Raw genomic sequence first — 25,755 nt, 5'->3', positions numbered from 1 at the left:
TAACTCTGCCAGGCAGATGTCTGATGGGGTCTTAAACTGTAATGAAAGGAAATGACATATAAAATCACGTGCAGCTGTTGCATCTGGACTTGGTAAGCCGCTTGAGATCGTTGAGATTGATGTGGAACCACCTCGTAAACGTGAAGTTCTGGTAAAAATAACCCACACCGGTGTCTGTCATACCGATGCATTTACCTTGTCTGGTGACGATCCGGAAGGTGTCTTCCCGGCGGTTCTGGGGCACGAAGGTGCCGGCGTTGTTGTGGAAGTGGGTGAAGGCGTCACTAGCGTTAAACCTGGCGACCATGTTATTCCGCTTTACACCGCAGAATGTGGCGAATGTCTGTTCTGTAAATCCGGCAAAACTAACCTGTGTATCTCTGTTCGTGCTACGCAGGGTAAAGGACTCATGTCTGATGGCACCACCCGTTTCTCTTACAAAGGTCAGCCGCTTTTCCACTATATGGGCTGCTCCACCTTCAGTGAATATACCGTTGTCGCTGAAGTGTCTTTAGCCAAAATCAATCCGTAGGCGAATCATGAGCATGTGTGTCTTCTGGGTTGCGGTGTTACGACAGGTATCGGCGCAGTACACAATACCGCCAAAGTACAGCCAGGTGACTCGGTCGCTATTTTTGGCTTGGGCGGCATTGGCCTTGCAGCGGTGCAGGGTGCACGTCAGGCAAAAGCGGGGCGTATCTTTGCCATCGCTACCAACCCTGAGAAATTTGAACTGGCCCGCTCATTCGGGGCAACAGACTGCATTAACCCGAAAGACTATGACAAACCTATCCAGGACGTTCTCATTGAGCTGACTGGCTGGGGTGTTGACCACACGTTTGAGTGTATCGGCAATGTAAACGTCATGCGTTCTGCGCTTGAATCCGCGCACCGCGGCTGGGGTCAGTCAGTTATCATTGGTGTCGCAGGCGCCGGTAAAGAGATCTCCACGCGCCCGTTCCAGCTGGTCACCTGTCGTGTATGGAAGGGCTCTGCTTTTGGTGGTGTTAAAGGCCGACCCAGCTTCCTGGCATGGTAGAAGACGCCATGAAAGGTGAGATCGATCTGGCGCCTTTCGTGACCCATACCATGGGTCTGGATGACATCAATGAAGCCTTCGACCTGATGCACGAAGGTAGATCTATTCGTACGGTGATCCACTACTGATCACCGGATCCCTGACGTACTTCCGAGGAGCACTGGCGTGGTGGTTCTGGAAGATTATTCATCTGTATTTTTTAATTGGTACCCGAAACCGCCTGAGTGTCGCCATCAGCTGGGTCTGGAACCACAGCGTCGCGTACTGGGGAGCCCGCATTATCACGGGAGCCAAATCTCCGGTCCCGGGTACGCCGCCAGCCAGTTCTCATACAGAAGGCGGATCCGCAGGGTACCGCTGAAACTTCAGCGGTGTCCCACATGGTACCACCGGGCCCAGCTACAGCAATCTGTTTCCGGTCACACAAACGCTTTTTTCGACGGGCTTTCTGATCGAGCGGTCCGGCACACCACCAGATACCGTCACAAGAGGTGGCCTTATTAAGAGCGGACACACCTAACACAGGAAATTCTATGGCAAAGAAACTTTTCGGTTATCATCCCATCCTGACTGACGACAGCAATTCAGTTGTGATTCGCGGTGCTCGCGAGAACAACCTTAAAGAGGTGGATGTTTCCATTCCGCGCAACGCATTGGTTGTTTTTTCGGGTGTGTCAGGCTCGGGTAAGTCTTCACTGGCCTTTGGCACCATTTATGCTGAGGCGCAACGGCGCTACTTTGAATCGGTTGCCCCTTACGCTCGTCGCCTCATTGATCAGGTCGGGGTTCCGGATGTGGATGCCATTGACGGACTGCCGCCAGCCGTTGCGCTTCAGCAACAACGCGGTGCCAGTAACGCGCGCTCCTCTGTCGGCAGCGTGACCACCTTATCCAGTCTGGTGCGAATGATGTACTCACGGGCGGGCGCTTATCCTGCCGGACAGACGATGCTGTATGCCGAGGATTTTTCTCCCAACACGCCGCAGGGGGCATGCCCTTCTTGCCATGGTCTGGGCCATATCTATGAGGTAACTGAAACACTGATGGTGCCCGATCCCTCACTTAGTATCCGTGAAAGGGCTATTGCTTCCTGGCCCCCGGCCTGGCACGGACAGAATCTGCGGGATATTCTGGTGACGCTGGGGTATGACATCGACACTCCCTGGAAAAATCTGCCAGCGGAAGACCGTCAGTGGATCCTTTTTACCGAAGAAACCCCCACGGTACCGGTTTTCCCGGGACTGAGTCCGGAAGATACGCGTGAAGCCGTCAGGAAAAAAATGACGCCGGGTTATATGGGGACCTTCACCGGGGCACGTCGTTATGTGCTACATACCTTCGCCAGCACGCAAAGCGCGTTGATGAGAAAACGAGTCTCCCGTTTTATGGAAGGCAAGCTGTGTCCGGTCTGTCACGGGAAAAGGCTGAAGTCAGAATCATTGTCCGTCACCTTTGCCGGTGTGGACATTGGTGAATTTATGCAGATGCCCTTAGACCAGCTGGCGGAATTGCTCCTTCCAATCTCCCGGGGGGATTTCAGTGCCCACCACGCCGGCGCAGATGCCGACAGGGATATCACCCGTCGGGATCTGACAGAGCGTGCTGCATCCGGAAAAGCGGTCCATTCCGTGACACCCGATGTCCGCCGGACATCGGCGTTATCGGAAGAGAAACGACTGGCGGCACAACGGCTGACCGGTGGTGTCATGGCCCGGTTGTATCAGTTGCAGAAGCTGGGGCTGGGTTATCTTACTCTGGACAGAGCAACCCCAACTCTATCTGCCGGAGAGCTTCAGCGACTGCGTCTTGCCACGCAACTCAGTTCGATGCTGTTTGGTGTGGTCTATGTTCTTGATGAACCGTCTGCGGGTCTGCACCCCTCAGACAGTAAAGCGCTTTACGATGCGCTTGAGAACCTTCGTGATGCCGGCAACTCGGTGTTTGTCGTTGAACATGATCTTGACCTGATGCGACGGGCGCAATGGCTTGTTGATGTGGGACCGTCTGCTGGTGAACAGGGGGGACATGTTCTCTACAGTGGTATTCCTGAAGATCTGAAAGCCGTCACCCAATCTCGTACCGCGCGTTATTTATTTGATGAAGTCCGGCCACCACAATCTTTTGCCCGTATCCCATCCGGGTGGCTGAAACTGCAGGGGATCCATCGCCACAATCTTAAGTGGATCGATGTTGATATTCCTCTGGGTGTGCTGACAGCCGTGACGGGAGTCTCTGGCTCCGGTAAATCCAGTCTGATTGCCCAGGCCTTACCGGAACTGGTGCTTTCTTCACTTGGCGGTGAGCCAGAAGACGTGCTTTCCGAAGCCAGCGACGCTGAGGGGCCATCCGTAACGGAGAAAACGTACGGTACCCTGACCGGTGATACCGGACTGGTAAAGCGTCTGGTTCAGGTTGACCAGAAACCGATAGGCAGGACCCCCCGTTCAAACCTGGCGACATATACCGGGTTGTTTGATCCTGTTCGTAAGCTCTTTGCCGGAACGACTGACGCCAAACTCCATCATTACGATGCGGGTCAATTCTCTTTCAATGTGGCAAAAGGCCGCTGTGCAACCTGTGAAGGTGAAGGATTCGTCAGCGTGGAGCTGTTGTTTATGCCGAGCGTGTATGCACCGTGCCCGACCTGCCATGGCGCGCGGTATAACCGGGATACTCTCAGGATCTGCTGGCAGGACAAAAATATCGCGGAGGTCCTGCATATGACGGTGGATGAAGCCAGTCAGTTCTTTGCGACTGAAGAACCAGTGGCTCGTCCCCTCCGTCTGCTGAGTGAAATTGGTCTGGGCTACCTGCGTCTGGGACAACCAGCAACCGAGTTATCCGGAGGGGAGGCGCAAAGGATCAAGCTGGCAACCGAACTACAACGTAGCCAACGTGGCCACACGTTGTATATCCTAGATGAACCGACAACCGGCCTGCATGCTTCAGACGCCGACCGTCTCCTTGTGCAGCTGCAGCGGCTTGTTGATGCAGAAAATACGGTGATAATGATTGAACACGATATGCGGGCGGTTACTCAGGCAGACCAGGTTATCGACATCGGTCCTGGAGCGGGACATGAGGGAGGACGCCTAGTTGCCGCAGGAACTCCCGAACAGGTATCGCAGGTCAAAGAAAGCCGTACCGCACAGTATATTGCCAGGGAACTCTCACGGAACGGTTAAAAAGGGCTGTGTCGTCATTGCTTCAATGGCGGCACATTCCCGGCGTGTTCTGTATCAGTAATCTCCCGCAGGTATATTATATTTATTGTGATACTTGTACTAACGAGAAATTTGTCAGTAATGGATAACAAAATAGCGTGCCGGGATCATGATTTTCATACGGCGCTTATTAACACTGTTGTGAACAGGTAAAAGATAATCTGATGAGAATATTCACCATTGGCTTCACACAATCTTCTGCGGAACACTTTTTACCCGACTCAAATAATCAGGAGCGAAACGTATTATGGATGTTCGCCTCAATAATCGTTCTCAGCTGGCTGGTTTCGCAAAACGGGACGATCTGAAATACTTCTCCCGTACATTGTGTGGAATGGATTATGAACACTGGCCTGATCATGCCCCGACACGGGAAATGGCAGGAAAATGGTCTGATGTCAGTATCATCCATTTATAGTAATGCTCGCACTTACGTATCTGTTTTTTTCACTATTTGGGGTTCAATAAAAAGAAGTGACCCGCCGGCGCGCTCAGGTCTACCGTGTCGCCTTCACTGACGACATTATGGAGGGTTGATGAGACATAACTAGGATCCTGTCCTTCCGCATGCGTATCTTCGCGTTTCACGGAAATATACAGGTAACCGGCCCCGGGCATGCCGGATAAGCTATAGCCCAGTTCAGGGATAAAGACAGGGAGCGCCACGTACTGTCCCGATCGGTAATCAGGCAGGGCCTGTCCGTCTTCGACCGTCAGATAAAAAGACGTGAACTCCTCGCTTTCTTTTATTTTTTGCTGACGTTAAAAGTGTACCAGCCCAGCCAGCGGCCGGGCGTGGTACGGCGCTCATCATAAAGCCTTTTCTCGGATCCGATAAATATGTTGTCCGTAAGTGTACAGCGAGCGCCGTATTGACAGGATGGCCTGGAGATCATTCCCCGGGCAGCGTGATGCGCCACGGCAGTAACTCACCCACGCGATTGACCGGCCAGTCGGCGATAACTGACAGCACGTGACGAAGATAACTCTCTGGATCGATGCCGTTCAGACGGCAACTCCCGATTAACCCGTACAGCTGCGCACCACGAACGCCACTGTGGTCCGACCCGAAGAACAGGTAATTTTTCCGACCCAGACTCACCGTCCGCAGCGCGTTTTCCGCGATATTGTTGTCAGGCTCTGCCCAACCGTCGCTCGCGTAGTATTTCAGCGCATCCCACTGGTTCAGCGCGTACGCGAACGCCTTCGACAGCTCCGAGTGCCGTGACAGCGTTTTCTGCTTTTCACGCAGCCAGCCTTCCAGCGCGGTCAGCAGCGGTACCGCTTTTTCCTGCCGAATGGCCAGCCGTACCGCCGCGCTTTTGCCCCGGATGCCCGCCTCGATGCCATACAGCTCGCCGATACGGCACAGCGCTTCGGTCGTGGTGTCAGAGGGCGTCCGCACGTGCACGTCGTGGATTTTGCGCCGTGCGTGCGCCCAGCACGCCGCTTCCTTTAAATGGCCTTCGCGGTACAGCTCGTTGAACCCGGCGTACGCGTCCGCCTGCAACACCCCGCTGAACCCCGCAAGATGCGACTGCGGATGTGTAACGCTGGCGTGATAGAAATTTTAAGTCAGTCATCAGGTGTCTACCTAATTAGAATAAGTGGACGCTTAAATTACAGGGAGAGGCGAATTTAACCAGACGGTGCTGAGTTGACGCTTACTAATCAATGGGAGTGAAGTCGGTTGCAAATTAAACTACCTTTCTCAACAGCAAAGGCGTAATAACCCTACCCTCGCAGGGTTTCTACGCCTGGTAATATGCCATGACAGTCTCTAAGACTGCTAAGAGCTAGAAGCGTAAGTGAGAATTTGTAATGATTACCCGGATGCATGACTAACATCGGCCTCTGATAATCAATGGAGAGCAGGTCAGGGTGACCAGTTCCCTTCTTATTTATATATTACGGGCAGGTGAGCATACGTATTTACTTAATACTCGTTCACTTTAAGGCTTCGTCTCTGCCGTGATACCAGGTTTCAAAAGCATCAGGGGTCATCGGTTTGGCAAAATAATAGCCCTGAACTTCATCGCAGCCCAGCCTTCTTAAAATATCAACGCTCCTGGCATCCTCGACTCCTTCGGCCAGAACGATATAGTCGAGCTGCTTGAGGAGTGCGATAACGTTGCGAACAATAATGCGGCTGGCATTGTCGCCAGCAACCTTACTCACAATAGAGCGGTCAAGCTTGATGATGTCCATCGGGATTTGTCGCAGGTAATTAATGTTGTTGTATCCGGAACCAAAATCATCCAGAGATATTTTAAATCCGCGTTGTTTGAGCATGTCCAGGCCGATAAGTGCAGCGGGGCTTTCCAGCATCTTCTCGGTTTCCAGACACTCCACCCCCAGCAGGGCGGGATCCAGACGCGCGTCCAGCATTTTCTGTTCCAGCTCATCGCAGAAATCTGGTCTTGAAAAATCACTGGCAGCCAGATTAATCGACACAGGTAAATAAAGTCCACGGCTTTGCCAGGCACTCAGTTGCACAATAGTGTGATCGATAACCCATGCTGTGAGCTCACGCATCAGGCTGGTCTTTTCGACCAGAGGAATAAACACACCCGGCAACACTTCGCCATTTTTAGGATGTTTCCATCGAAGCAAAGCTTCGGCTCCGGTTACACGCCCTGTCACCAGTGAGATTTTCGGCTGATAAACCAGATATAAGCCCTGGTTTTCTTTTAGCGCTTGTCTAACTTCAGTAAGAAGGCTGAAATCAGTCTTCTTACGGCTATCCAGTGCGTCATCATAAACTGTAAACCGGCGCCCCTGACTTATCCCTTCATGCAATGCGCTGACTGCACGGCGCAGAATTTCATTCGATGTCAGAGATTTATCGCAAAGCCCGGAGTCACCCATGTGAATATCCAGATCAAGGCGAACTTCAGGGGTAAGCCTGGCCTGGATCCCCTGAAGGCTTTGAGATATATCTTCTAATGTCCGAGTTTTTTCCTTATGGGTAAAAAAGGCAAATCGTCCAACTGCCACAGCGTAGAGCGGCCCTTCTAAAGGTAGGCGGATCTGCAGCTCTGCGACCATATTACGAAGTACATTTTCTACGGCAGTCATACCGAGTGAGCGAGCCATTTCGTAGGCTAATGGCATATCAATACAATCAATAATAACGAGCCTGAATGCGCCTTCAGTTGAAACCTCTATATCCTTCAGTAGTCGCTGCCGGTTTGGTAATAGCGTGACTATATCGAGGTAGCCGACGGAGTGCCACGAGGCCAGAAAATCCGATATAAGTCCTGCAATCTTTTCAAAAAGATCGAGCTGCTCGTCTGAAAGTTCCCTGGGCTGAGTATCGAGGATACACAAGGTACCTATGGATACTCCATCCTGGGTTTTAAGTGGGCAGCCTGCATAAAAGCGAATGAATGGAGCCTCTTTCACCGCGCGATAGTCACGAAAGGTAGGGTGCTGATGAGTGTCATGACAAATGAATGTCTTACTCTGTTCCTGGGTCTGTACGCAAAATGCCTCGTTCAGGCTGATTTCCGTGACGGCAACATTTTGGGCTGATTTGATGTATTGCTTTTCTTCATCGAGAACAGAAACAAAGCCCATCGGCATGTTCAGCAATTGGCATATTAGATGAGTATATTTTTTTAACGCATCATCCCGGCCCTTGTCAGGATTTTTCAACAAGTCGATTGCCGCAAGTTTTTTACTTTCATCTCTGCTGAGATCGGTCAACATGGCAAGGCATCCTCCGGCGCAATAGGCTTCTGGTTATTCCACACTCAAAGGTAGCATGCATCATTCTTCCAATGGCATGTGGTAATACATACGCTGTGACCTGCATAAACTCTCACATTAAAATGTTTCCAGTTGATTGTCTCCCGGAAATGTCGCCCCGGGGCTGGATTGGCCCCTATATTTCCATACACTGAGCATAAGAGAAACTGCTGAGGCCACCGGTTACAGTACATCTCAGGTCTGCAGGATTCAGGCCCTGTTCAGGCCTGAAAATTAAGCACATTTTCTGAGGCTGGAAATCAACTCATGCTGACAGCCTGAGCCTGTTGGCATGGTAAGCAATGTGCTCACCAATAAAGCTGGAAATGAAATAATAGCTGTGGTCGTATCCAGTATGATATCGGAACGACGCATTGACGTTCATCTCATTGCATACTCTCTCAAGGATTTTGGTGCGCAGTTGCTCTTCATAAAAGGCGTCACTCAGCCCCTGATCAATGAAGATTTCTGGTAATTTTTCACCCTTTAAAATGAGGCTGACTGGATCGTAGGCTTCCCACGTTTTTCTGTTTTCACCCAGGTAAGCGCTAAATGCCTGTTGCCCCCATGGCACCTGAGAAGGCGATACTATCGGGGAAAATGCTGATACGCTCACATATTCACCAGGATTTCGCAGAGCCAGCACCAGAGCACCCAGCCCTCCCATAGAATGACCGGATATAGATTTTCTTGCCGTTGCAGGAAAATGATTCATGACGACATCCGGAAGCTCTCTGAGAATATAGTCATACATCCTGTAATGAACATTCCACGGCTGTTCCGTCGCGTTCAGATAAAAACCGGCCCCCTGGCCAAGATCGTAACTGTCGGCATCCAGGACATTATTACCCCGGGGACTGGTATCCGGGACAACAACGATGACGTTATGCCGGGCTGCATAATGCTGCATACCTGATTTGGTGATGAAATTCTGCTCAGTACAGGTCAGGCCCGACAACCAGTATAGGGGGTCCGCTTGGAAAACGGAAAATATCCTACGTTAAGCCTGTTTTTTGAGCTGGCATGACGGTCCGTTGTGAGCGAAATATAGTCATTCGCACCCTGAGAATTACACTTTGAAGTGATTCAGGGTATGCGCTTACTGGTTACGAATATTGAGCGAGAATCATGTGATGATCGCCGCTTTTCTTTCGAACCAGTAGGTGCTCCACGTTCGCTAACGAATACTCAGGGCATGCAGATAAACTGCTGGCTATATTTCTTTCGAAGAGCGTGGAATGCATACCAATCCCCGATGAAAGGAGTTGGTGATGACTGCGACTAATCAATTTGCTGCACACGTAGGTCTGGACTGGGCAGATAAAAAACACGATGTCTGTGTTCAGTTTAAAAACGGTGAACGCGTATTCCATGTGATTGAACATACAGCAGAAGCGCTTGATGCCTGGCTTACCGAGTTACACCAGAAGGTAAAAGGCAGGATCGCTATAGCTCTCGATCTGAAGAAGGGACCCGTGGTGTATGCTCTTCAGAAATATCCGTTTATCACCGTTTTCCCCGTCCACGCTTTGTCCCTGGCTCGTTACCGGCAAGCCTTCTCGCCCAGCGGCGCTAAAGATGACCCGCAGGATGCCGAGCTGGCACTAGAGTTAATGCTGCGTTATCCCCAAAAGATAAAAGCCATTGAACCCGACAATGCGGATATCCGGTTACTCCAGCTACTGGTTGAGCAGCGTCGTCAGCTGGTTGAGGATAAACGCCGTTTTGTGAACCGGATAATCAACACGCTTAAACAGTATTATCCTCAGCCCCTGGAGTGGTTCTCACATCGGGGTAGCTTACTGTTGTGTGAACTGATTATACGGTGGCCCAGTCTGCAACAACTGAAACGAGCCAGGCGCGACACGATCCGCAACTTTCTGAATGCCAAAGGTGGCCGCGCAATGGCCCTTACCGAGCAACGTGTTGCGAGTATTGATAACGCGATCCCATTGACGACTGACCCGAGTGTTATAGAGGCTAATGCTTTGATGGCAACAGCACTGGCGACACAAATTAAAGTCGTGAGTGAAATCATCAAAACCTATGACGAACGAATTGAAACGCTGTTTGACACATTGCCAGATGCGGGGCTGTTCAAATCCCTTCCGGGCATGGGGCCGTGTATGGCCCCACGGATGCTTGCTGCACTTGGTGATAACCGTGACCGGTTTAACAGCGCTGAAGAAATTCAAAACTATGCAGGTATTGCCCCGGTGACAGAAAGAAGTGGCCAGAAATCCTGGGTTCACTGGAGATGGCAATGTGCGAAGTTCGTCAGGCAGACCTTCGTTGAATGGGCTGCCAAGACGGTTAACTCATCATATTGGGCCAGACTTTATTATCAGGGACTGCGAGAAAAAGGAAAATCTCACCAATCAGCAATCCGGGCTCTAGCGTTTAAATGGATAAGGATCATTTACCGCTGCTGGAAGACCAGAACCCGCTACGACGAAGCGAAATATTTGCTGGCTCTCGAAGCGCGACACTCGCCCTTACTGAAGCCATAAAAAGCTTGTCGAATGTCTCAGGGCGTGAAGCGGACGCTGACTGTCTTTGTAAAAATCCGATTTGCGTTTTATTGCATTAGTCCAGGGAAGAAAAATATTGCGTAGGTGATTTACCCAGCGCTTTTCTGAACATCGTAATAAACGCGCTGACCGAATCATATCCGAGCGTTCCGGCTACCCGCTGCACGGACTGACCTTCAGCCAGATGGCTCAGGGCAATCATTAAATGCAACTGCTGACGCCAACGACCAAAGCTCATTCCTGTCGCCTCTTTTATCAGCCTGGCCAGCGATCGTTCGCTGGTGACCAGATGTGCAGCCCACTGCTTTAACGTTCGCCGATCATCAGGCTCATTAAAAAGTGCCTCCGCCATATTCCGGATTTTAGGATGATCGGATACGGGAAGATGGAGCGCTTCAACCGGCACATCCGGAATATGCTCCAGCAGCACCGCTGCGAGCCTGGCAGTTTTACTGTCAGTAGAATAAGCCTGTCCCTGCTCTGCCAGATACAGAACAAGCTCGCGGACCAGAGAAGTAATCGCCAGGGTACAACAGATTTCCGGCATCGCTGCCGCGCCGGGTTCGATAAACAGAAAGCAGGTATCTGCATTCTTCGTGACCCGGCAACTGTGGGGGATTTCACCCGGAACCCAGACAGCATGTCCCGGTGGAACTAGCCACAGCGCATCCTGAACCTCACAACTCACTGCACCGCGCAAAGAGAGAATAAGCTGTCCCTTACGGTGAGCGTGCGGGCTCTGCCCGGCATACTCGCCTGACGATGATACATGCAGCGCGATAGCAGCCTGACTGAAAGCATCGGCATTAAACTCATCCGGTGAGGTCACCGGTTTTTTATTAACTGGCATGATTTAGCTATATGTTGTCAGGTTATCTATATTCTGTAACTCATGCATACTTTAAACTCTTTCTTTTTTCCAGAGAAAGCAAAATTTATGTCCCACACTACGAACAAGTGGCCTTCAGTCATACTTGTGACCGGTATCCTTTTTATTGCCATTAATCTGCGCGCTCCCTTTACCGCTATCGCACCCGTTTTAGAACACATTCGCCATGATTTTGGGCTGAGTATGACTGCCGTTGGGTTTCTGAACTCGCTGCCCTTACTGGCCTTTGCCGCCTTTTCTCCCCTGAGCGCATCTATCTCCAGGAAGTTCGGTCTGGAACGCACCCTTTTTGGTGCCCTGGCCGTGATTTCAGCGGGCATCCTGCTTCGCTCCACAGGCAGTGTCTGGGCGCTTTATGGCGGAACCATTTTGATAGGTATCGGGATAGCCCTCGGCAATGTCCTGCTGCCTGGCCTTATCAAACGTGACTTTTCCGGAAACGTGGCTTCCGTAACGGGGGCGTATTCCATCACCATGGGCGCTGCTGGTGCTATTGGTTCAGCCGTTGTTATTCCTCTGACGCAAAGCTGGGACTGGAACATCGCGTTAGCCATGCTGGTTATTGCACCGCTGCTTGCGTTGCTTTTATGGTTGCCCCAGTTAAAGATGAAGCATCAGTTGCCAGGAGAGGGTGAGAAAAAAGCGGCGACCGTCGCGGTCTGGCGCTCGCCTCTGGCATGGCAGGTCACCTTGTTTATGGGCCTGAATGCGATGCCGTTTTATGTTGCTGTTGGCTGGCTACCCGCCATTCTAACGGACAGTGGACTCTCCTCAGCCCAGGCCGGTGAAGTACACGGCATTCTTCAACTGACCACCGCCATTCCCGGCCTGATTCTGGCGGCTACGCTGCGTCGCCTCAACGATCAGAAAGCAGCCGCTGCCGGCGTCAGCCTGTTAACCGCTGCGTCCTTTATCGGCATCCTGTACCTGCCGAATCTGGCGATGCTGTGGGCTGCACTTCTCGGCTTCGGCTCGGGTGCCAGCATGATGCTGGGCCTGACTTTCATCGGGCTGCGTACCAAAAATGCCGGTGACGCCGCCGCGCTGTCAGGTATGGCGCAGAGCGTCGGTTATTTGATGGCGGCGATGGGTCCGCTGCTGCTGGGTAAAGTACAGGAGTTGTCCGGAGGCTGGACACTGCCATTACTGATGACCGCAGCGATCGCGGTCGCTGGTGCCTGCACAGGAATGGCTGCCGGACGAAATGCACACCTGGAACCGGCACTGCAGCCGGGCTGAATTTGCCTACACAGCGGGAGAGCGCTCTGTTCTCCTGCTGCGGATACTCTCCATTATCGTTCCGATAAATATCCCTGCTACTTAAGGCAACCTTTTACAGAGAAGACCGTTTTTGACCTGCGCCATCGTTAAAAAGCCCGGCGACCCAGTCAGCAAAAGCACGCACTGCGGGAGAGAGAAAACGCTGATGCGGATAGAGCATCGTCACCGGCACTGAAGGTGGTTGCCAGTCCGCCAGAACCTCGACCAGCCTGCCTTGCTGCAGATTCTCCGAAATCACATTCTCAGCAAGCTGCGCCAGCCCAAAACCCTCAAGACACAGTCTGATGTAGAGTCCCGTTTCGTTAACGGCTGCGTCTCCTTCTACCGGAACGGAAAGCATCTCAGTGCCACGCGTAAAACGCAGTTCATTGGTCCGTCTTCCCGAACCGGAAAAGTAATGGATTGCCCGATGCTGCGACAACGCTTCCGGCGTCTCAGGGATACCGTACTCCCTGAGATAGTCCGGCGAGGCGCAGGTCACCCAGCGAAACCGGCCAAGGGGTCGGGCAACCAGCGTGGAGTCGGTTAATTCCCCGGTTCTGATGACGCAATCCACACCTTCCTGAACAAGATCGACCTGCCGGTCGCTGACGCCAATCATCAGATAAATATCAGGATAGAGCCGGTAAAAATCTTTCAGATTCGGCATGACGATAAAATGGGCGATCCCACCGGGCATATCTATCCGCAGTCGCCCCTGGGGCTGCCTGACGGAATCGGTCAGGCTGGATTCCGTGTGTTCAATCAGTGAAAGGATTTCCCGGCACTGCGCAAGATACTGCAGGCCTTCAGGAGTGAGTCTGACCCGCCTCGTCGTCCGGTTAAGCAGACGCACCTGCAGGTATTTCTCCAGATTTTTAATCGTGCTGGTGACGGTGGACGCTGGCAGTGACAGTGTCTCTGCCGCGCGCACAAAGCTTCCGGCTTCAGCAATTCTTATAAAAACCTGCATAGCCTGAATCCGATCCATCGTCCTGCTCCTGGGTAAAAGTGAGTGTGATTATTCGCGAATTATGAATTATGAAAACGCTTTAAGCATCTTTTTCAGGCTAATGACGTGGCGTATCGTTTCCCCATTAATCAGGACAGAGGCAGATTTAATGACCGACTACATCCGAAATATTGTTAACAATCAGAATGTCACTTCACAGGCTACGTTGATTCGTGGCGCGACAATACTGAGCATGGACGAGAACGTCGGTAACATTGAGCGCGGCGATATTCTCATCAACGGCTCAACGATTACCGCCGTGGGCCAGAACCTTGATGTGCCGGGTGCGCATGTCATTGATGCCACCAACATGATCGCCATGCCGGGAATGGTCGATTCTCATCGTCACGCATGGGAAGGACAGCTGCGCCGCATTAACCCAAATGCCACCTGCCTGGACGACTACAGCAACGCCACACACTTCTCCTTCGCTAAATATTATCGCCCTGCCGATATCTATGTTGGCAACCTGCTGACGGCGCTGGGCGCTTTAGACGCGGGTATCACCACGATGATCGATAACTCGCACAACAGCCGGACCGCAGCGCATTCCGATGCCGCCGTCGAAGCCCTGCTTGATACCGGCATTCGTGCCATTCATGCTTCCGGCGCACCGGTAGCTGGCGAATGGGATAAAGCGCACTGGCCGGGAAACTGGCAGCGTCTGCAGGATAAGTATTTCACCGACAACCCTGAAAGCCTGGTTTCTCTCGCCGTCATGGCCCAGCTGGAGCCGGAGTTGTGGGCCGAGGCCCGCAGGCTGGGACTGTCGATTGTTACTGAGTTCTTTGGCGCTGAGATGGGGTCTGAACTTGAATCGCTGCATCAGCAGGGGCTGCTGGGTCCGGACAATATTTTCAATCACTGCACGGCGCTGCCCGACCGGGGATGGAAAATTCTGCGGGAGGCCGGTGTCCGGGTGAACGTCTGCCCGCGCTCAGATTCGCACTATGGAATCGAAAGCGGGATGTTCGCCATTGAGGCCGCGCAGCGTCATGGCATCAACCCTGGCCTGAGCGTAGACAACGAAACGTCGTACAGCACCGATATGTTTATGGAGATGCGCGTCGCCTTTTACCTGCAGCGCGTGATGGGCATGCATCAGCAGCAGTGCTGCGATTCTGAACATGCGCTGAAAACGCTTCCGGCGGCGCAACTCCTTAAAGCCGCGACTCTTGATGGCGCTGCCTGTGCAGGGCTGCTGGACAAAGTGGGCAGCCTGACGCCAGGCAAACAAGCCGACCTGGTGCTGATTAGCGTCAGTGATCTCAATCTTTACCCGTCCGGCAATGCTTTTGGCACGGTGGTTCATGCCGCCGAGCGCAGCAACATCGACACCGTCATGATCGGCGGACGCATCGTTAAACAGAACGGTAAGGTGCTGGGCGTAGACAGCGCGCGACTACGTGCGGCGATTGATGAGTCGCGTGAGCACCTTTTTGCAGCCTCTGGCTACCAGCCTGACATTTTTGCTGACGCCTTCCTGCCGCTGATGCAGGCCGACTGACCAGGATGAAAAGCATGGGCATGATCTATTACGTAATCGCTTTTGCCGCAGGTCTGGGGATCACCCTGCAAACGACCCTGAACAGCCAGCTGGCACGCGGACTGGGCGGCGACCCGGTCACTGCGGCGCTGTTTTCCTTTACGGCGGGTGCGTTCAGTCTGGGGATTTATGCGCTGCTGCGGGGTGGGTTGATGACATCGCTGGCGGCGATCCCGTCGCAACCCCTCTGGAGTCTGGCAGGCGGAATGATAGGTGCATGTGCACTGTTCAGCTATGTCGTGCTTGCGCCGAAAATTGGATTTTCAGCTCTGCTCGGGCTGGCGATTGTCGGACAGTTACTCTCGTCTCAGATGATTGATCATTTTGGCTTGCTGGGCGCTGTACGGCGTCCGGTTTCGTTACTCAGGCTCGGGGGCATGGTTGTCATGCTGATCGGACTTGCCGTCATGCTTTTCGGCGATCGGCTCTCTGCACGTTTTCTGCAGTAACTGCGTTATCCACTTTTGCCATCGTACTGTACGACCTTTTATATCCGGAGGATTATCATGTTTTCAATTGCAGCTGAGGCCAGGAATACGCTCGGAGAGTGCCCGCTGTGGTGTGAAAGAACCCGCAGGCTTTACTGGACTGACATTGAAGCCAGTGAACTGCTCGCCATAGAAGAAGGCAATGATGCTGTGATGCGCTGGTCGCTGCCTGAGCGCCTTGGCTCCTTTGCACTGACTGAACAAACTCACATTCTGCTGATGGGATTCGCGTCAAGGCTGGCTTTCTATGATCTCAACAGCGGGTTAATTACCCCAGTGGCCGCTTCACCGGGAGACACCGGCACCCGCATAGGTGATGGACGATGTGACCGTGCCGGTAATTTTATCTTCGGGACGATGGATGACGGTTATCCCGTTAAAGTCATCGGTAAGTTTCATCGACTCAACGCGGCAACGCTGACTGTTGAGACGCTTGCACTGCCCGATGTCGCTATACCGAACAGCCTCTGTTTCAGCCCCGATGGTTTCACGCTCTATTACTGTGACTCAATGCAGGGTCGGATAATGTGCTGTGATTACCCCTCGCTGGAGAACCAGCGCGTGTTCACTAAAACTGAAGGCAGCGGTGCGCCTGATGGCTCCTGCGTGGATGCGATGGGCTATTTGTGGAATGCTGAATGGGGGGGTAACCGTGTTGTCCGTTACCGCCCGGATGGGACCACAGACGCTATTCTGACGTCACCTGGAATCCAGAGCACCTGTCCGACGCTCGCCGGTGAGGGTTTTACCCGTCTCTATTGCACCACGGCTTCTGTGGGACTCACTGCGCTGTCTGAACATGACGGTGCACTGCTCAAATCTGAATCTGATTTCAGCCCCGGATTACCTGAAAACCGCTTTGCAGCACACACGGCTTAACGGTTTTGATACTGGAAGAACTTTGCCAGTTCAGACTTAAAGAAAAAGTCTGCTTCTGGCACATAGCAGATCGTCTAGCTGTGAACTCAGGATCATTATTGCCCTGCCTTTACCCTGAGTATGGTTTGTCGGGTGGTATTAAATTCACGCGCAATGGCGCTGATACTGATCCCGGAGTTAATCCGTGCAATCACCGTAGTTTTCTGTTCTTCATTCAGCACTGAAGGACGTCCAAACCGCTTTCCGGCTGCTTTTGCCCGCGCAATACCAGAGTGCGTACGCTCTAGCAGCAAATCTCTCTCAAACTCAGCCACGGCTGAAATCACCTGCATGGTCATTTTCCCTGCCGGACTGGTCAGGTCCACGCCCCCCAAAGCCAGGCAATGTACCCGAATGTCAGACACTGCAAGTTGTTCGACGGTTTTTCTTATATCCATCGCATTACGACCAAGACGGTCAAGTTTGGTGACAATCAGTACATCACCATTTTCCATGCGATCAAGCAGTCTGATAAATCCTGGTCTTTCGCTGGCCGCGACTGAACCACTGATGTGTTCCTCAATTATTCGCTGAGGTCTGACAGCAAAACCGGCAGTTTCGATTTCTCTGCGTTGGTTTTCTGTTGTTTGCTCCAGAGTGGAGACCCGACAATAAGCAAAAACCCGTGACATAGTGCAAATTTCCGTACGAAATAGATGTACGAATTATAATGCATGTCCGAAATTAATTTCACTTACTTTCGTACATATTCGTAAATGAGTGTACGAAACAGACCGGTTTCGGTCAGTGTAAAGCGATAACTCAAATAAACTATATGCATAGGAAGCATTTATGCCACGGAGACAAATACTCAGCAGTGACGAAAAAGAACATTTGTTAGTTGTGCCGGATGATGACGTTCTTCTGACGCGAATGTGTTTTTTGAGTGAACATGACCTCGCGCTTATTAATAAACACCGCAGACCTGCAAACCGCCTGGGTTTTGCTGTTTTACTCTGCTATTTGCGAGGGCCTGGGTTTCCTCCCGACAAAAATATGTCCCCTCACGACGGGGTAGTTTCACGGCTCGCGGCCCATTTGAAGCTTCAGCCTGATTTATGGGCCGAATATGCATCAAGAGAGGTCACCCGCTGGGAACATCTGGCTGAACTCTACCGCTACCTGGAATTATCCCCTTTCAACCGGGCGCTGCAAAAAGCCTGCATTCGCCATCTTTATCCCCACGCCATGCGAACTGACAGAGGTTTTTTACTCGCGGAGGAAATGCTCTCCTGGCTCCACAATAATAACGTCATTTTCCCTTCTGTTGATGTCATCGAACGGACCCTGGCCGAAGCAACAACGCTTGCCGACAGGGCCGTTTTTTCTGCGCTTACCGCGCAGCTTGAACCGGGACATAAAGCGGCACTGGACCGTCTGCTGGTCTCTGAGGGTGAACAACCTTCACGGCTGGCCTGGCTGCTCCAGCCTCCGGGGAAAATTAATGGTAAAAATGTCCTGCAACATATCGATCGGCTAAATGCGATTGAGTCACTGGCACTGCCTGACGGCATTGCGCTTTCCGTACACCAGAACCGGCTACTGAAACTCGCACGCGAAGGCAGGAAAATGAGTAGCCGGGATCTGGCTAAATTCACGGATGTCCGCCGTTATGCCTCGCTGGTTTGTATCATATCGGAAGCCAGGGCCACCCTGACTGACGAAGTTATTGATCTGCACGAACGTATTCTGGGTAGCCTGTTCAGCAGGGCAAAACGCACGCAGGCCGAACGACTTCAGCAAACGGGAAAGCTTATTCAGAGCAAGCTGAAGCAGTACGTTACCGTCGGACAGGCATTACTTAACGCCAGAGAATCCGGTGAAGACCCCTGGTCAGCAATAGAAGATGTCCTTCCCTGGCAGGAATTCATCAACAGCGTGGAGGAAACGCGGTTTCTGTCACGTAAGGATAACTTCGACCCGCTTCATCTGATCACAGAAAAATACAGTACCCTTCGTAAATATGCCCCCCGGATGCTGTCAGCGTTGCAGTTCAGGGCTGCGCCCGCCTCAATACAGCTCAGTGACGCGCTCGATACCGTCAGGGAGATGTATCGGAAACAGCTCCGAAAAGTCCCGCCATCCGCGCCAACCGGGTTCATTCCTGAGAGCTGGCGAAAGGTCGTGATCACTCCTTCCGGTATTGACCGCAAATATTACGAGTTTTGCGTGCTGAATGAGCTGAAGGGAGCCTTACGTTCTGGCGATATTTGGGTAAAGGGGTCGCGTCGCTACAGGAATTTCGATGATTATCTGATCCCGTCAGGCGATTTTGAAAAATCACTCCGGGATAATCAGTTACCCCTTGCCATTCCGACCGATTGCCATGAATACATCAAGAGCCGCATGACGCTTCTGGCATCGCGCCTTGAGGAAGTGAATGCGATGGCGCTGGCCGGTGATTTGCCCGATGTTGATATATCGGATAAAGGTGTGAAAATTACCCCGCTGGATAACAGTGTCCCTTCAGCAGCATCCCCTTTTGCCAATCTGGTTTACGGTATGTTGCCGCACCCTAAAATTACGGAAATGCTGGATGAAGTGGACGGCTGGACCGGTTTTACCCACCATTTCACACATCTCAAAAATAATAACGTCAGACCGAAAGACAGAAAATTGTTACTGACCACCATCCTGGCCGATGGGATCAACTTGGGACTGACAAAAATGGCCGAATCCTGTCCGGGAACAACAAAATCGTCACTCGAGGGGATTCAGGCCTGGTACATCAGGGATGAAACGTATTCAGCAGCACTGGCTGAGCTGGTTAATGCTCAGAAACAGCGGCATCTGGCGGCATTCTGGGGCGATGGCACAACGTCTTCGTCCGACGGGCAGAATTTTCGGGTAGGTAGCCACGGGCGTTATGCTGGTCAGGTCAATCTGAAATATGGTCAGGAGCCAGGCGTGCAGATTTACACGCATATTTCGGACCAGTACAGCCCGTTTTACACCAAAGTGATCAGCCGCGTGCGGGACTCAACTCACGTACTTGATGGTTTGCTATATCACGAAAGTGATCTGGAAATTACCGAGCATTACACTGATACCGCTGGTTTTACGGAGCATGTTTTCGCGCTGATGCATCTGCTGGGGTTCGCTTTTGCGCCAAGGATCCGGGATCTTCACGACAAGCGGCTTTTTATTCAGGGAAAGGCTGAGCGGTATCCTGGACTTCAGTCTGTGATATCCACAACCCCTCTGAATCTTAAAGACATTGAGACGCACTGGCATGAGGTGCTTCGCCTCGCAAGCTCGATAAAACAGGGGACAGTTACAGCATCGCTGATGATGAAAAAATTGGCCAGTTACCCTAAACAAAATGGCCTTGCAAAGGCATTGAGGGAAATCGGGCGTATTGAACGGGCACTGTTTATGCTGGACTGGTTTCGCGATCCATCACTGCGCCGACGCGTACAGGCGGGGCTGAATAAAGGTGAGGCCCGTAATGCCCTTGCGCGAGCGGTCTTTATGCACCGGCTGGGTGAAATCAGAGATCGGGGACTGGAGAATCAGAGCTATCGCGCCAGTGGTCTGACGTTACTGACTGCGGCGATCTCACTGTGGAATACGGTATATATAGAAAGAGCCATTGATTCCCTGAGACGAAAAGGGATCCCGATTAATGAGCAACTGATTTCTCACCTGTCGCCGCTGGGATGGGAACATATCAATCTGAGCGGAGATTACGTCTGGCGAACCAATCTTAAGCTGGGATTGGGGAAATACCGTTCGTTACGCTCAATAGATAGTGGCCTGTACAAAAAACAGGCTTAGCGTAGGATATTTTCCTTTTTCCAAGCGGACCCCGTTATTGTCCCTGATTCACCTGGCACCTCACCGGCAGGCCCGCTTCAAAACAGGTCTGATACCATTCAGCTACCTGCACGGGATCGCCGTTGAATACCGTTCTCCTGCCGTCACGGTGCCACAGCTGCAGGCAGGTCGTGCCATCGAGGCGGACAACGAAATCGCCCCGCCACACGGCATATTCTCTGCCGTCGAGCATGATGTTATGTTCCGGACGGTAACTGCTCTCCGACCGTTCATGCAGCACACGGACACCGGCTGCGCGAAGCTGTGCCTGCACGGCTTCCAGCTCGCTGTTTAAAAGCGGTAAGGCGACATCAGTTCCGGAATCAGTGAGTTCAACTGCCAGCTGCAGATTAGGAGCACGCAGGATACGCAGCCAGCCTGCGGCGTTCATCCGTTTGCAGGAACCACGCAGGTTATTTGCATACACGGGCTGAACGGAACCACGTTCCAGCATGTTCTTCAGATCACTGATGGCCACCGGACCCGGCCTTTTCTGGCTCAGGGCGGCCAGCACGATAAGTATCCGTTTCTGCAGGGGCGATGTCCGGCGTGCAGTTTCAGCCGTCTCCGGCAGTCCGCCGTGAATATTCAGTCCGGGCGCGTTGTCTGTCATAGTATTCTTAAGTGTCATTTGTGAATCATCATTGCTGATGTGATTAGAGGTTATCTGTTAATAATCATATCAGAATTGATTAAGCATGACTCATTTTAAATCACTGTTCTTCCCCTCTCTTTGCAGCGCAGATCCGAAAACCCCTGAACCCGGATCATCATCTAAATCCGGTCAAGCTGGAAACGATTAGCCTGCGCAGATGAATACAACATTCCGGGATTCGGGAAGGATGTGTAAGGGTGAACGGCAAGTATGTGCCAGAAGCGGGCACCCCTGATTATTGGTCTGCCAGCCACTGCTGAGCATCACCATGACATTCGTTATATTTCTGCTAATATACGGACGTTTACTGTGGATTCTAAGTGATGCTGACATAACACAAATAACCATTCATATACTGAATGCTCAGAAACAACTTACCGCTCACTCTGAATGGCTTCAGACCACCCTGGCTAGTACCTACGTAAAAGCCAAAATGTTGATGCCGCTTCCTTCACTGGATGTGGTGGTTAAAGCCGGGAAGTATGTTATCCCTGAAAAAGGGCATGCCGGTTTTTGTCCTGAAGCTGGCATTGTCTATATAACTGTCGATCCTGAAAATAAAGCATTCTGCAAAAACTATGCGCACTCTATTGAGCGTATGTTTGCTCATGAACTGCACCATGCTGCAAGATGGCAAGGGCCTGGATATGGCTCAACTTTAGGGGAGGCTTTAGTCTCTGAGGGGCTGGCCGGGCATTTTTCTCTTGAGCTTTTTGGCGGTGAACCTGAAATCTGGGAAAGGCTCAGCTCAGATATAGTCCAGTCTTGCACTTCACAATTGCACGACAGCTGGCAGCGCACTGATTATGACCATAATGCCTGGTTTTTCGGAACCGGAGATTTGCCAAGATGGCTGGGGTATACCGCAGGGTTCAACCTGATATCCAGGTATCTTGCAGTATCCTCACATTTGAAAGCCTCAATGCTGGCTAACATAAGTGCTGAGGAATTAAAGCATTTTATATAGAGTTCAGATTCCTCATATTTTTAAAGCCATTTGTCTGCTCATGAGCGGAAGCTGAATGCTCTGCTCCTCGCTCAAAGCGGACAAGAAGCCATGCTGGAAACGCGCAAAGTACGCGCTGCAGCCGGCGGGTGCCTGGCGATCGGTGAGCATTTAAAATCCAAGACGCGCGCCCATGAAGATTTTTGCTGAAATACCGCCTGCATGTTCAAATCCTCCCTTTCATCCGAAATCCTCCATTCTGCCCTGTGTGTTAAACCCCGCAGATCCGGTTTCTGTCAAACCCGGAACATGCTCTGGATCTGGTTGGGCTGGAACCGAAACACCGGTGCAGATGGATAGCCTATGCAGAGACGCTGGAATGTTGAGTCATTTAAAGGCAGTTTGCGAAATAAATGACTGAGAGAATACTGGTTCCTGTCAGTAGAAGATGTTCAGGAAAAAAACCTACTAACTGCATGGGGATAGGAATTATTTTGAGTAGATCACTTTTCTTATTCTTTTAATAAGACTTATCTGAAGGCCAGTCATCCGTTAACTAATCTGAATCTGAAACTTCCACCATTATTTTAATTAAATATAGTTTATTATTTGAATTTTATTTTGAGTGCATTGTACTGCGATTTAAAAATAAATCGTGCAAAAATTCTTTACAAAAAGGGCAAGTCAGGGGGGGTATCTGAATACATATATGAATGGAAAATAAAAGTCATTTCATGAAAAGTTCACGAAAATGTAATTTATCACTTTTGTGTTTCTATAGAAATAATGACTTACATCAAAACAAACAAATTCACTTTTTTATGATTATGTTTTTACTGCGGAGATACTCCGCATTCTTTCTTTCAAAAATGAAAACTTTTATATATGGGGTTTTAGTTATGAAGGTAAGCAAAATTTCGTTATTTATATTGATCGCATTTGCTGGTTTTACTCGTGCATCAGAACCTTTTCACCACATGAATGTATCTTCTGCTGATCATTTAATTATTCTTACAGGTGACGGAGGTGCAGGTGGTGCAGGCGGTGCCGGAGGTACAGGCGGGAACGGCGGGAACGGCGGTAATGGTGGTAACGGCGGTAACGACGGAAACGGCAGCAACGACGGTAATCACGATGGAAACGGAAACGGCAGTAATGACGGCAGTAGCAACGGAAACAATGACGGAAATGGCAATGGAAGCAGCGGTGGAAGTGGGAGTGATAATGGCGACGGAGGCGGTGATGGCGGTGATGGCGGTGATTAATCACTGACAGCATCTTCTCTGCCAGATCCTCAGATCTGGCAGTTTCTTGTGATTAAACCAATCAGGATTATACCTCATGAAAATAAACGTTAAGATGATCATTTTTTTATTCGGGACTGAACTGTTTCTGTTAAGTTCAGCACATGCAACGACTCAGGAAAATACAGATATTCAATTTGTTAAAAGTGCAAAGTTAACCGATCAGAATATCTCAACTCAAGTTATAACCGTAGAATGTGGCCAGCCGGGTAAAGATGGGTTGCCAGGTAAAGATGGTAAAAGTGGACATGGTGGAAAAGGCGGAAAAGGCGGGAAAGGCGGAAAAGGCGGCGCTGCCGGTAAAGGAGGGGCTGCTGCCCCATGTCAGGATTAATACCTAATATGTGTAGATAATATATATTTAAGACAAGGGGTATGTTATGCGTCTGAAAATAGTTTATGCGTTTCCTGCTCTTATATATTTATCGTTAACGTCATTCGCTCATGCCAGTGTGTTGAGCAAATCCCCTGTAACTGAACATCCTTCACATGGGATGGTTCTGGTTGATGGTACTCCTGGAACAAACGGAGGACCTGGAGAAAATGGCGGAGCCGGTGGGCCCGGCGGTCCAGGAGAAAATGGTGGTCGTGGGGGAGATGGCGGCCCTGGCGTCAATGGTGGCCCTGGCGGAAATGGCGGACCCGGTGGTCAGGGAGGAGATGGCGCAAATGGTGGTGAGGGAGGCAATGGCGGTAATGGTGATGGTGCCAGCAATGGCGGGAATGGCGGTGATGGTGGCAACGGAGGGGATGGCGGGAACGGTGGTGACGGCGGAAGCGGAGGGGATGGCGGAAGCGATGGTGGTAATGGCGGTGATGGTGGGAATGGCGGTGATGGTGGTAACAGTTAAATATGCCGGATAGCTGTAAAATATGATGCCCCGGGTTAAACCGGGGTTTCCTTTTTCTGTACTTTTCAACGAATGGAAAGTTAATTTGTGTCAGTCCTTCACTCCGCAGTGGTGAGTCCCCGGTATCCTGTACCAGTAAAGCCGTAACCGGCGCTTTGCCATTTTTTACATGACCAGGCTGAATGTCTGCATTCAGGTGACAATCCTGCTCAATGTCTGCTTTTTATGCTTCACCGGGCCGTTCCTTCTCCCTGTCCGTTGCCAGATCCGAAAACCCCAGAACCCGGATCATCATCTAAATCCGGCCAAGCTGGAAACGATTAGCCTGCACAGATGAATACAACATGCCGGGATTTGGGAAGGATGTGTAAGGGTGAACGGCAAGTATGTACCAGGAGCGGACCTTGTTAAACACCCATGGATTAACGTTTTAAGTAATACTTTTAGCTGTGCATTGCTCCCATTGGTCATTGTGTAATCCATTTTTTAAGGGCATGAGCTATATAAAATGGATGCATTTTTTTTCGGTGTGTGTTAATTAAATAAAAAGTCTATATAGATGGAACGATAAAGATGCGCATTGATGAAATTCCTGCTTGTTTATTGCAACACGTCCGTTTTTATCTGACGACTCCTGACCTGAGTCGCTCAGAAGAAATGCAACGTAAACTCAATGAATTTAGTCCGTTTCATCATGAATTTTTGCTCTGGTCTCCAGGCTTTCATTCTCTTTCTTCAGTCAGGAATAATATACTTGATGCAGCAGATAATTTCCTAAATGACAAAGAAGAGTATAAGCTATTAATTATTGACAGTACCTCAGAGGAACTACTGGGTTGTATTAGCTTATTCATAAGGAATCGGGCTATTCCTTATTTCGAGATCGGTTACTGGCTTGCCACGGATGCGATGGGAAAAGGCATAATGACTGAAGCATGCAAGATGGCTACAAAAATAGCCTCGGAATTTTTTAACGCTAAAAGAATCGAAATTCGTACTGCAAGACGTAACGTGCGCAGTCAGTCTGTTGCATTAAAGTGTGGGTTCAAACTAGAAGCCATATTAGCTTCTGATCGACTGGACAGCGCTGGAGTGATTGACGATACCTTTATTTATAAATACAGCAGCTGAGCGTACCGTGCCCTGAAGCTACAACGTGCGCTTTTTGATACAGTCCGATATTGGACAATAACGGCCCGCTCCGTGCCAAAAGCGGACGTTTCCAGCATCTGCGAGCACTAATCGGTGTAAAGTAAATCTCACCGCATAATAATTCAGATGCACCGTTATCTTCATGGCCGTATTTCAGGATTCTGGCCGGAAAAAGGTGCCGGAAACGACCCTCTGGCCACAGGATCGCACTGAGTGACTCTCAGGCGGTGCCGGAAAGTAGTCTTATGTTAAATTTTGACGTTTGAGAACCGTTCATCCGGCCGATATAAATCTTTTGCTAAATAGCTGATCCTAATACCGCTACACTTTTGCGAGACCATGTCGGCCCCCCGGGAACGGACTGGCTGTTTTCA

At 50.9% G+C, this 25,755-nt stretch carries 18 protein-coding genes and 4 pseudogenes; 15 read left to right on the top strand and 7 right to left on the bottom strand.

Annotated elements, in window-relative coordinates:
• Positions 1–58 precede the first annotated feature (58 nt).
• The 3 genes and pseudogenes from OMR58_RS22130 to OMR58_RS22120 all read left to right on the top strand — a co-directional run bounded on the left by OMR58_RS22130 (position 59) and on the right by OMR58_RS22120 (position 4,681).
• Positions 59–1,167 (top strand): annotated as a pseudogene (locus tag OMR58_RS22130) (S-(hydroxymethyl)glutathione dehydrogenase/class III alcohol dehydrogenase).
• Positions 1,168–1,572: 405 nt separating this feature from the next.
• On the top strand, positions 1,573–4,224 hold the full coding sequence (locus tag OMR58_RS22125; protein ID WP_264546935.1) for an excinuclease ABC subunit UvrA: 2,652 nt from the start codon (positions 1,573–1,575) through the stop codon (positions 4,222–4,224).
• A gap of 283 nt (positions 4,225–4,507) precedes the next feature.
• Positions 4,508–4,681 carry a DUF488 family protein gene (locus tag OMR58_RS22120; RefSeq protein WP_444861340.1) on the top strand — a complete coding sequence of 58 codons (174 nt, stop codon included), beginning with the start codon at positions 4,508–4,510 and terminating at the stop codon, positions 4,679–4,681.
• Between the two features lie 474 nt (positions 4,682–5,155).
• On the opposite strand, the pseudogene tnpC reads toward OMR58_RS22120, so the two are convergent.
• Both tnpC and OMR58_RS22110 read right to left on the bottom strand, forming a co-directional pair.
• A pseudogene (gene tnpC / locus OMR58_RS22115) lies at positions 5,156–5,809 on the bottom strand (IS66 family transposase); the annotation flags it as partial.
• Between the two features lie 401 nt (positions 5,810–6,210).
• Positions 6,211–7,974: a sensor domain-containing phosphodiesterase gene (locus OMR58_RS22110; protein ID WP_264546934.1), complete on the bottom strand. Its 1,764-nt coding sequence runs from the start codon at positions 7,972–7,974 to the stop codon at positions 6,211–6,213.
• A 190-nt stretch (positions 7,975–8,164) separates the two neighbouring features.
• On the opposite strand from OMR58_RS22110, the pseudogene OMR58_RS22105 reads away from it, so the two are divergent.
• Positions 8,165–8,251 (top strand): annotated as a pseudogene (locus OMR58_RS22105) (recombinase family protein); the annotation flags it as partial.
• Between the two features lie 27 nt (positions 8,252–8,278).
• On the opposite strand, the pseudogene fghA reads toward OMR58_RS22105, so the two are convergent.
• Positions 8,279–8,980: pseudogene (gene fghA, locus OMR58_RS22100) on the bottom strand (S-formylglutathione hydrolase); the annotation flags it as partial.
• A gap of 304 nt (positions 8,981–9,284) precedes the next feature.
• On the opposite strand from fghA, the gene OMR58_RS22095 reads away from it, so the two are divergent.
• Positions 9,285–10,523 (top strand): IS110 family transposase, encoded by a 1,239-nt coding sequence (locus OMR58_RS22095; RefSeq protein WP_264546933.1) that lies wholly within the window; start codon positions 9,285–9,287, stop codon positions 10,521–10,523.
• Positions 10,524–10,599: 76 nt separating this feature from the next.
• Here OMR58_RS22095 and OMR58_RS22090 read toward each other — a convergent pair whose 3' ends face one another.
• Positions 10,600–11,394 carry an AraC family transcriptional regulator gene (locus OMR58_RS22090; RefSeq protein ID WP_264546932.1) on the bottom strand — a complete coding sequence of 265 codons (795 nt, stop codon included), beginning with the start codon at positions 11,392–11,394 and terminating at the stop codon, positions 10,600–10,602.
• 87 nt (positions 11,395–11,481) lie between these two features.
• Between OMR58_RS22090 and OMR58_RS22085 the strand changes: the two genes are divergently transcribed.
• The gene (locus OMR58_RS22085) at positions 11,482–12,672 is read left to right on the top strand and encodes an MFS transporter (RefSeq protein WP_264546931.1); all 1,191 of its coding nucleotides are present in this window, start codon (positions 11,482–11,484) and stop codon (positions 12,670–12,672) included.
• 94 nt (positions 12,673–12,766) lie between these two features.
• On the opposite strand, the gene OMR58_RS22080 is transcribed toward OMR58_RS22085, so the two are convergent.
• Entirely contained in the window at positions 12,767–13,684 is a 918-nt protein-coding gene (locus OMR58_RS22080; protein ID WP_264546930.1) for a LysR family transcriptional regulator, read from the bottom strand.
• A 130-nt stretch (positions 13,685–13,814) separates the two neighbouring features.
• Here OMR58_RS22080 and OMR58_RS22075 point away from each other — a divergent pair, with 130 nt between their 5' ends.
• Genes OMR58_RS22075 through OMR58_RS22065 form a run of 3 tightly spaced genes read left to right on the top strand, consistent with a single transcriptional unit; the run spans position 13,815 to position 16,618 of the window.
• On the top strand, positions 13,815–15,212 hold the full coding sequence (locus OMR58_RS22075) for an amidohydrolase family protein (RefSeq protein WP_264546929.1): 1,398 nt from the start codon (positions 13,815–13,817) through the stop codon (positions 15,210–15,212).
• A 14-nt stretch (positions 15,213–15,226) separates the two neighbouring features.
• On the top strand, positions 15,227–15,700 hold the full coding sequence (locus OMR58_RS22070) for a DMT family transporter (protein WP_264546928.1): 474 nt from the start codon (positions 15,227–15,229) through the stop codon (positions 15,698–15,700).
• 57 nt (positions 15,701–15,757) lie between these two features.
• Complete coding sequence (locus OMR58_RS22065; RefSeq protein WP_264546927.1) at positions 15,758–16,618, top strand: SMP-30/gluconolactonase/LRE family protein; 861 nt, start codon at positions 15,758–15,760, stop codon at positions 16,616–16,618.
• A gap of 95 nt (positions 16,619–16,713) precedes the next feature.
• On the opposite strand, the gene OMR58_RS22060 is transcribed toward OMR58_RS22065, so the two are convergent.
• Positions 16,714–17,289 carry a recombinase family protein gene (locus tag OMR58_RS22060; protein WP_264546926.1) on the bottom strand — a complete coding sequence of 192 codons (576 nt, stop codon included), beginning with the start codon at positions 17,287–17,289 and terminating at the stop codon, positions 16,714–16,716.
• A gap of 160 nt (positions 17,290–17,449) precedes the next feature.
• Here OMR58_RS22060 and OMR58_RS22055 point away from each other — a divergent pair, with 160 nt between their 5' ends.
• Complete coding sequence (locus OMR58_RS22055; protein ID WP_264546925.1) at positions 17,450–20,434, top strand: Tn3 family transposase; 2,985 nt, start codon at positions 17,450–17,452, stop codon at positions 20,432–20,434.
• A 34-nt stretch (positions 20,435–20,468) separates the two neighbouring features.
• Here OMR58_RS22055 and OMR58_RS22050 read toward each other — a convergent pair whose 3' ends face one another.
• Complete coding sequence (locus tag OMR58_RS22050; RefSeq protein ID WP_264546924.1) at positions 20,469–20,987, bottom strand: hypothetical protein; 519 nt, start codon at positions 20,985–20,987, stop codon at positions 20,469–20,471.
• Positions 20,988–21,459: 472 nt separating this feature from the next.
• Between OMR58_RS22050 and OMR58_RS22045 the strand changes: the two genes are divergently transcribed.
• The 5 genes from OMR58_RS22045 to OMR58_RS22025 all read left to right on the top strand — a co-directional run bounded on the left by OMR58_RS22045 (position 21,460) and on the right by OMR58_RS22025 (position 25,360).
• Complete coding sequence (locus tag OMR58_RS22045) at positions 21,460–22,095, top strand: DUF2268 domain-containing putative Zn-dependent protease (protein WP_444861339.1); 636 nt, start codon at positions 21,460–21,462, stop codon at positions 22,093–22,095.
• A gap of 692 nt (positions 22,096–22,787) precedes the next feature.
• Positions 22,788–23,339, top strand: coding sequence for a hypothetical protein (locus OMR58_RS22040; protein WP_264546922.1), 552 nt, complete (start codon positions 22,788–22,790; stop codon positions 23,337–23,339).
• 76 nt (positions 23,340–23,415) lie between these two features.
• Complete coding sequence (locus OMR58_RS22035) at positions 23,416–23,712, top strand: hypothetical protein (RefSeq protein ID WP_264546921.1); 297 nt, start codon at positions 23,416–23,418, stop codon at positions 23,710–23,712.
• Between the two features lie 173 nt (positions 23,713–23,885).
• On the top strand, positions 23,886–24,242 hold the full coding sequence (locus OMR58_RS22030) for a hypothetical protein (RefSeq protein WP_264546920.1): 357 nt from the start codon (positions 23,886–23,888) through the stop codon (positions 24,240–24,242).
• Positions 24,243–24,802: 560 nt separating this feature from the next.
• The gene (locus OMR58_RS22025; RefSeq protein ID WP_200563737.1) at positions 24,803–25,360 is read left to right on the top strand and encodes a GNAT family N-acetyltransferase; all 558 of its coding nucleotides are present in this window, start codon (positions 24,803–24,805) and stop codon (positions 25,358–25,360) included.
• The last annotated feature ends 395 nt before the right edge of the window (positions 25,361–25,755 follow it).

It is taken from the genome of Erwinia sp. INIA01 (assembly GCF_025947915.1).
Taxonomy (GTDB): domain Bacteria; phylum Pseudomonadota; class Gammaproteobacteria; order Enterobacterales; family Enterobacteriaceae; genus Erwinia; species Erwinia coffeiphila.
Note: the sequence above shows the minus strand (reverse complement) of the source record. Positions and strands in the feature narration are given on the sequence as shown.